This window comes from Moorena sp. SIO3I8 (assembly GCF_010692325.1).
Lineage (GTDB): Bacteria > Cyanobacteriota > Cyanobacteriia > Cyanobacteriales > Coleofasciculaceae > Moorena.
Genome location: NZ_JAAHHW010000010.1, coordinates 86,434 through 97,451, shown reverse-complemented (window position 1 = coordinate 97,451; position 11,018 = coordinate 86,434). Strand labels below are relative to the sequence as shown.

At 43.6% G+C, this 11,018-nt stretch carries 10 protein-coding genes; 2 read left to right on the top strand and 8 right to left on the bottom strand.

The annotated features are described in order from the left end of the window. The 4 genes from F6K51_RS06445 to F6K51_RS06430 form a co-directional block, all read right to left on the bottom strand. The coding region (locus F6K51_RS06445) for a DnaJ C-terminal domain-containing protein (protein ID WP_293019001.1) at positions 1–1,007 on the bottom strand (1,007 nt) is incomplete at its 3' end. 328 nt (positions 1,008–1,335) lie between these two features. Further along, positions 1,336–2,625, bottom strand: a complete 1,290-nt coding sequence (locus tag F6K51_RS06440) for a glucose-1-phosphate adenylyltransferase (protein WP_293019000.1) — start codon at positions 2,623–2,625, stop codon at positions 1,336–1,338. 497 nt (positions 2,626–3,122) lie between these two features. Continuing rightward, positions 3,123–3,275 (bottom strand): hypothetical protein, encoded by a 153-nt coding sequence (locus F6K51_RS06435; RefSeq protein ID WP_293018999.1) that lies wholly within the window; start codon positions 3,273–3,275, stop codon positions 3,123–3,125. Positions 3,276–3,462: 187 nt separating this feature from the next. After that, a complete protein-coding gene (locus tag F6K51_RS06430) occupies positions 3,463–3,894 on the bottom strand; it encodes a VOC family protein (RefSeq protein ID WP_293018997.1) in 432 nt (143 codons plus the stop codon). Positions 3,895–4,531: 637 nt separating this feature from the next. On the opposite strand from F6K51_RS06430, the gene F6K51_RS06425 reads away from it, so the two are divergent. Next, on the top strand, positions 4,532–5,296 hold the full coding sequence (locus F6K51_RS06425; RefSeq protein WP_293018995.1) for a TIGR00297 family protein: 765 nt from the start codon (positions 4,532–4,534) through the stop codon (positions 5,294–5,296). Positions 5,297–5,486: 190 nt separating this feature from the next. On the opposite strand, the gene hetR is transcribed toward F6K51_RS06425, so the two are convergent. The 3 genes from hetR to F6K51_RS06410 form a co-directional block, all read right to left on the bottom strand. After that, a complete protein-coding gene (gene hetR, locus F6K51_RS06420; protein WP_287247612.1) occupies positions 5,487–6,386 on the bottom strand; it encodes a heterocyst differentiation master regulator HetR in 900 nt (299 codons plus the stop codon). A gap of 294 nt (positions 6,387–6,680) precedes the next feature. Beyond that, complete coding sequence (locus F6K51_RS06415) at positions 6,681–6,926, bottom strand: hypothetical protein (RefSeq protein ID WP_293018990.1); 246 nt, start codon at positions 6,924–6,926, stop codon at positions 6,681–6,683. 575 nt (positions 6,927–7,501) lie between these two features. Beyond that, the gene (locus F6K51_RS06410; RefSeq protein WP_293018988.1) at positions 7,502–8,365 is read right to left on the bottom strand and encodes a PhnD/SsuA/transferrin family substrate-binding protein; all 864 of its coding nucleotides are present in this window, start codon (positions 8,363–8,365) and stop codon (positions 7,502–7,504) included. A gap of 60 nt (positions 8,366–8,425) precedes the next feature. On the opposite strand from F6K51_RS06410, the gene F6K51_RS06405 reads away from it, so the two are divergent. Beyond that, positions 8,426–9,328, top strand: coding sequence for a DUF3365 domain-containing protein (locus F6K51_RS06405; RefSeq protein ID WP_293018986.1), 903 nt, complete (start codon positions 8,426–8,428; stop codon positions 9,326–9,328). A gap of 319 nt (positions 9,329–9,647) precedes the next feature. Here F6K51_RS06405 and F6K51_RS06400 read toward each other — a convergent pair whose 3' ends face one another. Further along, positions 9,648–10,919, bottom strand: a complete 1,272-nt coding sequence (locus F6K51_RS06400) for a serine/threonine-protein kinase (protein ID WP_293018984.1) — start codon at positions 10,917–10,919, stop codon at positions 9,648–9,650. Positions 10,920–11,018: the final 99 nt, after the last annotated feature.

Genomic DNA, 11,018 nt, shown 5'->3' with positions numbered 1-11,018 from the left:
TAGTGACTCCGGGGATTGAAGCGGCGACTTTCACGGATTTTTTCATAGTACTCCTGCTCCTGATTGGTGAGGTTTTTCGGAGTTACTATCGTAATTCGCACTAACTGATCACTACGTCCACCCTTAGGTAAAGACCAGCCTTTACCCCGCAACCGCAGAGATTGACCAGAACGAATACCAGCAGGAATATTCATACTCACAGAGCCATCTGGAGTTGGTACGTCGATTGACCCACCCAAAACGGCTTCATCTGGTGTGATTGGCACTTCGCAAACCAGATTCTCACCATCGAACTCAAAGAAAGAGTGAGATTTGAGTTCTACTTTCAAATACAAATCTCCCTTTTGCTGATTCAGAGGGTTGACCTGACCCTTGCCTCGCACCCGAATACGACTACCGGGTTTGGCACCAGGGGGAATCCTAACAGTTATAGTTTCACTACCTAGGCTGAAACGTTTTTGGACACCATTAAAGGCTTCAGACCAACTGAGGCTAATGGTTGCTTCCCGGTCAGCACTTGCTCCCGTAGTGTTGTTAAAGCCCGAGGTGCTGCTATAGCCACTAAAACCACCAAAATCATTAAACCCATTAGAGTTAGAAGTACTTGTACGGTAGGAGTAGCTATGACTACTTCTGCTTCCACCACCGGGCGCACCAGTGCTAAAGCGACCTAACAATTCATTAATGAACTCGTCAAAGCTGCCGTACTGGCTAAAATCAAAGCCACCAACATCAACACCGACTCCACTACCACCAGACCATCCTTGTCCCGCTTGCTTCCAGTACTGACCAAATTGATCGTATTTCTTCCGTTTGTCCGAGTCAGATAACACTTCGTAGGCTTCATTGACTTCCTTAAAGCGAGCCTCGGCTTGTTTGTCCCCAGGATTCAGGTCTGGGTGGTACTTCCGGGCCAAACGGCGAAAGGACTTTTTAATGTCATCAGCACTAGCAGTTTTGCTGACTCCTAGGATGGAGTAATAGTCTTTGAAGTCGGTCGCAGCCATCAAGAGTTTCTCCTAATCGTCTAAGATCGTAACGGGTAAGTTATTGCCCTTGGATTATGGTTTATCTACCTCAACGCTAGGGTAACAAAGGTTTCAACTAAACTTAGTTCGGTTCTTCCTCACTGGTGCGATCGCAATTTCCGTACATGTTAAATACTCTGTCAAGGCTGTTTTCAGGGTTAGGGCAAGGTCTTCGGTAGCAAGGTGTTAGGCTAATGCTTGTAGTAATTAATGCCTAGGCTAAGCATGTCTAATCCCTATCCCTAGGGTAAGTTTGCCTAGCGCCTAATTTTGATGTAGATGAACTTACCGTTTCCACCCCATAGGACTAAATCACGGCTCCATGGGGAATTACGGCATTTTTGAGCACTACAACAATGCCATTACGAATATAAAATCCCTCGCTTTCGCAGTTGGCTTCTTCTACACGATCCTTGTTGAATATTTTGACATTGTTACCGATACAAGCATTTTTATCGATAATTGCACGACGAATAACAGTATCCTTACCAATCCCTAAAGTCACTTGGCCTTGTTCTTGGGCTGATAGACGTTCTGTTAAAGATTGATAGTAGTCAGCCCCCATAATTAAAGAGTCCTCGATAACTGTTCCAGCTTCCACTCGCGATCGCAATCCCAATACCGAGTTATTAATGCGGCAGTCTTTGAGAATACACCCTTCCCCAATGATTGACTCTGTTACCCGACAGTCTAAAAGCTTTGAGGGCGGTAGATAACGAGCCCTGGTGTAAATCGGAGCATCTTCCTGATAAAAGCTAAAGGATGGCTTAGGTTGACGAGTCAGGGATAAGTTAGCATTGTAGAATGCCTCAATAGTGCCGATATCTTGCCAATAATCATTAAATAAATAAGCTTGAATGTTATACTTTTGCATCGAGGCTGGGATAACTTCGTTACCAAAGTCTGTGTGCTCAGAATTAGCTTCGAGGAGTTCTTTCATCACTGCTTTACTAAAGACATAAATCCCCATAGAAGCAATATAAGGACTATTTCTGGCTTGTTCTGGTGTAAGCCCAAGCACAGTAGTATCCACTTGCATTTGTTTGAGCAATTCCCCTGTGGGTTTCTCGCGAAAGTCAATCACCTTGCCCCGATCATCAATTTGCATCAAGCCAAAGCTAGATGCCCGTGTCTCATCAATAGGCACAACCGACAGAGTAATATCCGCTCTAGTGTCCCGGTGACGTTGGAGAAATAACCGATAGTCCATCCGGTAGAGGTGGTCTCCGGATAGAATTAGGTATTCATCAACATCCCAGCCATCAAATAACCAGAGATACTGACGAACCGCATCTGCTGTTCCCTGAAACCAGCTTGGGTTTTCGGCAGTTTTTTGGGCTGGTAAAATTTCAACAAACCCTTCTGTCAAGCCAGAGAAATTATAGGCACGGGTAATGTGGCGATTGAGAGATGCTGAGTTAAATTGGGTTAGGACATAGATTTTGTAAATCTCAGAATTAATGCAGTTACTGACAGGAATATCGATCAACCGGTATTTGCCTGCCAATGACACCGCTGGTTTAGCCCGGGGCTTGGTTAGTGGATATAAGCGGCTTCCTGCACCACCGCCGAGAATGATTCCTAAAACTTTTTTCACAAAACACCTCTGAAAGGCTCATGCCTGAACAACTCCAGTCTCTGATCGGTTTGGGGCAGTTTTCAAGGGGGCTAAGCCAGTACTTTATTATAAATGCAAAGTTTTCGAGAAGTCTATGTAAAATCCCTAGTTAGCGCCACAGTAAGTTCGGTACTTTCCCGGTGAACAGTAGTAGGTCAAGGGGAAGAGAATAAAATCGCTGGGTCAAATTAATTGGGGAAAGGTTTTAAGACAAATTGAAACCCGGTCGGGCATTTGTATTGCCAGAGGATGGATAACTCAGATGGATACCTATACCAGTGGGTGTCCGGAATCCCTTTAGCCAATTCCTATAGACCCAAACCCGAAGCCAATTCTGATGCAGCTATCCCTAATTAGCAATTGGTACTAGCTATTGCTATAGATAACTAACTAAACATTTTGAATCACTATAGCAAACGTTACTCTTCTCCCCCCGCTGTTTTGGGGGGCTAGTTGTGATTCTCAATCAGCTCAAGTTATGACCCTGGGTCATTATCGGTAATTTCAAGGGTGACAGGAGTAAGTTCAGTATCTTCGGGATAGTTGGTTTCGTCATCTGTGGCTGTAACAGTGTGAGTGATGGTGCCGGGGTGAACACCTTCAGGAGTGCCATCATCTATAACCCGCACCGTCACAGATCCAAAGCACAGTTTATGCCTGTGGAAGTTATAGGGACTTGGTATCAGTAGTTCCAGTGAGCTTAGCAGAAAAAACCCCTTACTGAGTAAGGGGTTTTTTCTACTTTTATCAACCTTCCTGTTAATCAACCCTTCTTGGGTTTTTTCCCTGTTTTAGAATTGCTGAAAAGGATTTGGATTAAACGCGATCGCCAATTTCTGCCAACTCACGTCCACCAAAAATTGCTGAACCATCAGAGTAGAACTTAAACTCCATTAAGTTATAAAATGGATCTTGGAGGAAAAAGGTGCGATGCTCTGTAAGTTGACCGGGAAAGCGAGTCTTGGGTTGCTCGTAGAAGGGTAATTCTTTTTGTTGAGTACGGGAAAGTAAGGCTTCCCAATCAGCCAGGGATGTAAAAACTAACCCGAAATGTCGAGGATAAATACCCCGCTGAGGTGTCAGGGGTTCTTTGGTTAGGTGAGCCACGAGTTGATGACCGTATAAATTCAGAATCACCGCATGGCGAGATTCTCTACCGATTTCGCAGCCAAGTCCATCACCGTAGTAAACTTTAGTTTGCTCAATGTCGGTAACGGGAAATGCGAGATGAAATAGCACTGGTTTCATAAGTTTTGGTTTGAAGGGAAAACTGTTGAAGGTTTTGACAGTTGAACGCGCACGCGTGGCCTTTTGGCCAAGGTTTTAAAGTTTGAAGGTTGAACGCGCACGCGTGGCCTTTTGGCCAAGGTTTTGAAGGTTGAACGCGCACGCGTGGCCTTTTGGCCAAGGTTTTGAAGGTTGAACGCGCACGCGTGGCCTTTTGGCCAAGGTTTTGAAGGTTGAATGTTTAAGGTTGTTCTTGCCCAGGGATCTCTTGTAGGGTAGGTTGAACGCGCACGCGTGGCCTTTTGGCCAAGGTTTTGAATAAATTCAACTTTATTCAAGAATCTGAACTAATCTGGTATCCGATTGCTTCAGTAGTGTGCTTTGTTGTTGGTTTTTTGGATAATGGGGAATAGGCAATGAGTAGTGGGGTAATGGCTCAGAAGCAATCACAATTACCAATTACCAATTACTAATTACCACTTCTAGTAATTCTCATACTGATGAGGTACACAGGATTTTTTAGCATTCTCCCCATACCCTCGCCCGATAACCCTACTCCCTACTCCCTACTCCATAACACCCAATAATTTGTACCTCACCCAATTGATAACTGCTAGAGCAATTATCAATTACCAATTACCAATATAACTATTTTGCTATGCTTGATGATATTCTTTCTTTAAATCCTTGGCTAGTTGCTGTTGGAGTGAACACAGTTTTCCTAGCCATGGTATGGATTGCTCCCAAAAAGTTACTCACTGCTGCTGGGATTGTCCACGCTTGGATATTAGGGGTACTGATTTGGGGTACTCTGAACTGGCCGGGTTACACAGTAGTCGGATTTTACTTTTTGGTAGGGTCTGGTGTCACCCGCATTGGCATGGCGCAAAAGGAAGCGGCAGGAATTGCGGAAAAGCGTTCCGGTGCTAGGGGACCAGAGAATGTTTGGGGTTCAGCACTGACTGGAGCGATTTGTGCCTTGGGTACCCTACTAGTGGATGCTCCTTACCAAGAGTTATTGTTACTGGGCTATGTCGCTAGTTTTGCTACTAAGCTGTCCGATACCACTGCCAGTGAGGTGGGTAAGGCTTACGGCAAACGGACTTTCCTGATTACTACCTTACAGCCAGTAGCTCGGGGAACAGAAGGAGCTGTAAGTCTGGAGGGAACCCTAGCTGGAGTAATTGCATCAGCTGCGATCGCATTTGTGGGTTGGGGCGTTGGTTTGGTTAACTTGACAGGAGTATTTTTCTGTGTTATTGCTGCCTTCATCGCCACCAATCTGGAGAGTGTAATTGGTGCGACACTACAATCTAAATTAGAATGGCTGACCAATGAAGTCGTGAATATTATTAATACGATGATTGGTGCGATCGCTGTTGTGCTGTTAGCTCTAGCATGGCACTGGATCAGCCAGGTATGAAGCATGAAGCATGAAGCATGAAGTATGAAGTGTTAATTGCGAAGCATGAAGTGTTAATCGTGAAGTATTAAGGATGAAGGATGAAAACATACAACTTGCTAAGCAACTAATCAATCTAATAAATTGAGATAGCGTTAGACTTCCGACTTCCGAGTTCCCACTTTATACTTCATACTTCATACTTCATACTTTATTCAGATTTTGGTCCAAAGACCATCTGTAGAACCATTGGTTCACCATCATCCCGGTGATACCTATCTGCCCACTGGCGGATAATTTCATCTAACTCTTCCATGGCCTGATTGATTTTCTCTGGCGGGATATCTAGTTCCTCCAACCCTCGCATGACTTGCGGCTGACGCTCTGCCCAGTTTCTCATTAACCGGAAGTATCGCGCTGTTTCGTCAATCATGGTGTAGGTGCGGGCTTTGTCATCTACTGGCGAGTAATATGCATTGGTTAGAGCGTAGTAGGGTAAGCCACCGGTGTGATCGATTCTGGTGACAGTTCCTGAATAGGTTAAGCGACGCTTGATGTGTTCAGCTAGAGCTTCACTCAATGGTAGACGTCGCTCTGGTGGTAAGTCTTCTTGAGATCTCCGGTGGAGAAATTCTATTAATTCAAAGAATTGTAAGGAATTAATGATCTGGGCATCCGGCAGGTGATCTGGCAGCTTGATCTCAAGATTGCGCTTTTCTTCCAGGTCAAGGCTGGTGCCATTGATACGAGATTGCCCTGGTTGCCAGGGATAGTGTTCCATCCAGACATAGGGAAACTGAATCAGATAGCGAGGTTCCTGAGACCCCAGCATCTTGAGCAGTTTCCCTTCTGTTAACGCTTGTCGAACTTCCTCAACAATGACCTTTACCCGCTTTGGCTCAATGTGATGCAAATGCCCAGTCATGCGGATATTGCCATCTTGCTCCAGATAGGTCATGTAAATGGCACATTTGGCAGCGGTTGCTGCTGCATCTAAAAACGCCCCATGTCGGTGTCCACTCGTCCGCAGGGCGCTGAAAGCCAGGTATAGCATGATCTGATCCATTGCACTGGGGCTTAGGGTTTTGATCAGATCGGATTGGTTGATCATCTTAGGGGCAATCACATCTACTTCCGTTGGTTATCAAGCTTATTTAGTTTCATTTTTCCACACTAGAACTAACTCACTGTCATCGAAGAAAGCGAGCTGAGGTTGCTTGGCAGAAAATTGACGAATTAAGAGGCACCCTAATCATGTCTTTTCCAATATATTATATAAAATAAGTCAACTACAAGTACACTATATTGAATTAGCACTTTCCCACTGTAGCCCGCTACTCGTACCCAACAGTGGGATTGAAATGCAGCCAGATATGCCATCAAACTGAATCCAGTCAGTTGACTCTCACACAAGAGACAGACGTCCGCTACCACGATGGGCGATCAGGGTAGTTGGAATTACTGGTGATGAGACAAATTTGTGGTTTTCTTTTCTTCCATAAGAAAAAATTTGTCCTGTTTGCTCTACTAAACTGGGACAATCATTACTATAGTTTAGTGGTGCATTTGAGCCATGGGCAATCATCGGTAAATTAACCCCAAACCAGATGGTTAAAACAGTAATTAAAGCAATAGGAGTGTAAATTCGCATAACCGATATCCGTATCAATGTTCCTCTAATTACTGATACATCTTGCTCGGTAATGGTTCAGGAAAAAATATAAACTATAAGCGAACTTTAAAAAAAGACCGATATTTTAAATTTCTAGTTAAATTATTTATTTAAAAAAAATATAGTTGAATAAATTATGTCAAGCTAGCGAATCTAAGGCGGGGGCGCGGGTATTGTGGGGCGGGGGCGCGGGTATTGTGGGAATTATGGAGATTTTATGATAATTTTTGCCTAATTGCATGCATTGAGATGCACCCAATGTAATCCTTATCATATAAAGATTATTCTAATCTTAATAAGTTATTTATTTCCCGCCATGAATCTTATTGAGCGAATTCTGATGGCAATTACCTTTACTAAAAATAAAGATAGGTAATCCTGCTGATTATATTAAATAACTGCAAACTTGCTAAGTAGGCAAAGGCGATTACCTAGCCACTATTCACATTGCCAACCGCTTATGTAGCAATCCTAAATTATTTGTTAAAAATCCCCAATGGTAATATAATCGATTCTCTTCCGCTACTGCCGGTTTATCCCCTTGTTTGGAAGTTTTACAACTCAAATGGAAGGCTGTATAAAGGGAATGGTTTTTCTTGAATCCGTTCGGCAATCGGTCTAACCTTCTGAACCACCTCAATTAAGTAATCATAATCAGGTGCTTTAGCATTGGGGATGTATCCTGCTGATGCTGCCATGCTGCTGGAGGCAGATTCTAGTGCCTTGTGGATCTCCTGTTGTAGATTTCTCTCGACTGTTGGTCCGATCAGGATAGAACCGCTGGGAATTTTATGAGAATCTATATATAAAATCCGGAACCTGGTTTGACTATAGTCTAGGCGGTAGCGTTCCAACTCTTCTAAAGACAACGCTCCAGCGACTACCTCCTCAGAGGCAATCCACTCTAAGACTTGTTTTGGTGTGGGGGCAAAACGCACTTCCGCTAGGGTCAGACCGTAGAGATTGTAGATTGGCAGATAATATCCTGTGGCAGAACCGGGTTGACCTAAAGCAATGACTTTGCCCGCTAGTTCAGTCAAGTGTTGGATCGGGCTTTCGAGTTCTACTACGATGACTGAGCGCGACTTTTTGACTCCTTGGAGAGGTAGCACTGGTATGTACTGTGCCTCAGCAATGGCGATGGCTGCTAAACCAGGAGGAGCAAACACGATAGACAACTTGCTCTGCTTAATCAAAGTTAGTGCTCTGCGCTCGTTGTACATCGGTTCTAATTCTATAATCATCTTAAGTCGAGCACCAAGATATTCGATTAGCTTTGAGTATCGCTCTATGAAGCGATAGCTTTCCCCGTAACTTACGATCCCAATACTTAATTTCCCTAGCCTAGGGGTATCCGGTGAGTTACAAGCTGTAAAAATCAATATAAGATTCAACAAGAATAGACGGCGGTAAAACATAATTAATTACCTTAAGAACTAAAACAGCTGTGGCACTAATGATACTATGGGAGATGGCTAATGTTAAAAAAACTTAATTTAGGAATCAAGGTAAACTTACTATTGCTATCCATTTTTATAGGACTTGTACTGACTGGTGGGTTGGTTTTGTCTCAACTTTTAGAAGGCTATGCCGAAAAACTCGTAACTGACCAAGCCCTAATTCTGATCGAAACCATGGGTTCGGTGCGGGAGTATACCAATAATCAAGTGAATCCAGAATTAGCTGATCGATTAGAAAATGAAGACAGATTTTTACCCCAAACAGTACCTGCTTATTCAGCTCGTGAAGTTTTTGAAAATTTACGTAAACGTGAGCAATATCGTGATTTTTTCTATAAAGAAGCGACCCTTAATCCAACTAACCTCAGAGATAAAGCTGATAGTTTCGAGACTGAAATCGTGGAGAGTTTTCGACAGCAGCCATATCTAACAGAAAAAACCGGTTTTCGCTCTCTTCCTAGTGGAAAAATTTTTTATGTTGCCCGTCCTCTCGCCGTTTCTGAAAAAAGCTGTTTACGATGCCACAGTACTCCTGAAGCCGCCCCTGCTAGCCAAATTGCTACCTACGGTGATCAGCATGGTTTTGGTTGGAAGCTCGATGAAATTGTTGGGGCAAAAATTGTATCAGTGCCAGGGTTTAAAATCTTTAATTCTGCTAAGCAGTTACAGGTATTGGTGATTGGGATTATTACTGGTTTTTTCCTGGTAGCCATCTTGCTGATTAATCGTTTCCTCAAGGTATCGGTGACCAAACCTCTTAAGCAGATGGCTCAATTAGCTAAGGAAGTGAGTACTGGCAATATGGCTGGAGAATTTGACCATGATTCAGATGATGAAATTGGTATACTCGCCAAATCTCTGAATCGGATGAAAGTTAGTTTAGAAATGGCGATGAATATGCTGAATTCAGAAACTAATTAGTAATCCCAAATTACTAAATGCTTGCTAAGCTGATGGCTGAATGATTACTAAGTATTACTTATATAGCACTACCCATTGAGATTAGGACATTGTCTTGATGCAATAGCGAGTGGTTTGAATTTACCGTAAGATAGGGTCGCCTTATTAAAAAATATTTAACCCTTTTCTGCATAACCTGCTAACTATAAAGGCTCCACTATCTAAGGTTTTGTCTCCGGGGAAACCCCCTGTTCCCTTGCTGCATCGCTCCTAAACTCCGAAACGTGAGTCTAGCTGACTTCTGACTTCTGACTTCTGACTTCTGACGCTAAGCGTAGCGCTATAACTGACCCGATGACATTAAACGCCGTTGAAAGTCTTGGGCATATTTTTGATTGGGAATTTGTTGAGATAAAGCTTTTACAAATTCTTGGGCGGAAGAGTTAGGATGCTGGACAAGAGTACGCTGGCAGACAATGGTAGCCATCGGGCCAATTAACTCAGCGAGTTCCTGTTGGCAAAGAGCTACAAAATTGGGGTCTAGTAAATTACTATTCCGATTAGGGGCAGAAGAAATTGGCAGTGGTGTAGGACTAACCCAGGGTTGAGTTGTACTGGCTGGCCGTCTTGGGGAAGAACCATTACTGATTCTTGACTTATGGCTTTTTGTTTCTTTGGAGGCTTGGCTAGTTTTGGTATGGAAAGGTATCTTGGTGGGATACAACGCATTGTTAATATCTACTAACTGCTGATAAATTTCTTCAGCAGTTTGGGGACGCTGATTGGGTAAACGAGCCATCAGATAGTCGAGGAAATCTGCCAGTTGTGGCAAAATATTCAGAACACTGTCGTGCCAGCTTAACTCATCATTATAGGATTCATAAAATTTACTCGGGTCTTGACCAGTGAGTAGATAAACAAAGGTGCGCCCCAAAGCAAAAAAGTCTGATTGGGGGACTGCCTGACCGTTAAGCTGCTCTAGTGGTGTATACCCTGCGGAAACTACCCCTGTTACCATACCAGTGGCTTTTTTGGTCACAAAGGTACCTGTAATTTCCCGGGCAGTGCCAAAGTCAATTAACACCAGTTGTCCATCTGTCCTGAGCATAATGTTAGAGGGCTTGATATCCCGATGGAAAAAGTTATGACTGTGTACTGCCTGTAAGATGGCAGCTAGCTGGATCAGCCACCGAATGGCAATTTTCTGGTCAATGGGAGCACCCCGCTTTTGGATGTATTGCTTTAGATTCAATCCTTGAATCTTTTCCATCACCAGACAATGAACTGGCTCGTCCCTGTCTCTGGGGTGGACTGTGAAGTAGGCATCAGGTTCTACTTTGGGAATGCCACTATTCTCTAGTCGGGCGAGAACTTCGGCTTCTCTTTGGAATAGTTCAATATACTTGGGACTATTCTTAATTAGAACTTTCAGGACTCTAGGGTTGCCTTGAGGATCAACAATTTCATAGGTTTTGCCAAAACCGCCACTTCCCAGTTGACTGATCACTCGATAGCGCCCTTCCAGCAACAACTCAGAATTACAACTCTGACAGAATAGTTTACTGTCAGGGTTGCGGGGATTTGAGCAGTTGGGATTAATGCACAGACTCATCTGAATTAGCTGGTACAGGACTTAGGCATCGAATCAGTAGAGTTCTAGCAACAGTCAATTTTGGCTAGGTATCTATATTTACTTATCGGCTGAGCCGTG

Coding starts and splice junctions, on each gene's coding strand:
- F6K51_RS06430 (WP_293018997.1), bottom strand. CDS start 3,894: ATGAAACCAGTGCTATTTCATCTCGCATTTCCCGTTACCGACATTGAG.
- F6K51_RS06425 (WP_293018995.1), top strand. CDS start 4,532: ATGCTTGATGATATTCTTTCTTTAAATCCTTGGCTAGTTGCTGTTGGA.
- hetR (WP_287247612.1), bottom strand. CDS start 6,386: ATGATCAACCAATCCGATCTGATCAAAACCCTAAGCCCCAGTGCAATG.
- F6K51_RS06415 (WP_293018990.1), bottom strand. CDS start 6,926: ATGCGAATTTACACTCCTATTGCTTTAATTACTGTTTTAACCATCTGG.
- F6K51_RS06410 (WP_293018988.1), bottom strand. CDS start 8,365: ATGTTTTACCGCCGTCTATTCTTGTTGAATCTTATATTGATTTTTACA.
- F6K51_RS06405 (WP_293018986.1), top strand. CDS start 8,426: ATGTTAAAAAAACTTAATTTAGGAATCAAGGTAAACTTACTATTGCTA.
- F6K51_RS06400 (WP_293018984.1), bottom strand. CDS start 10,919: ATGAGTCTGTGCATTAATCCCAACTGCTCAAATCCCCGCAACCCTGAC.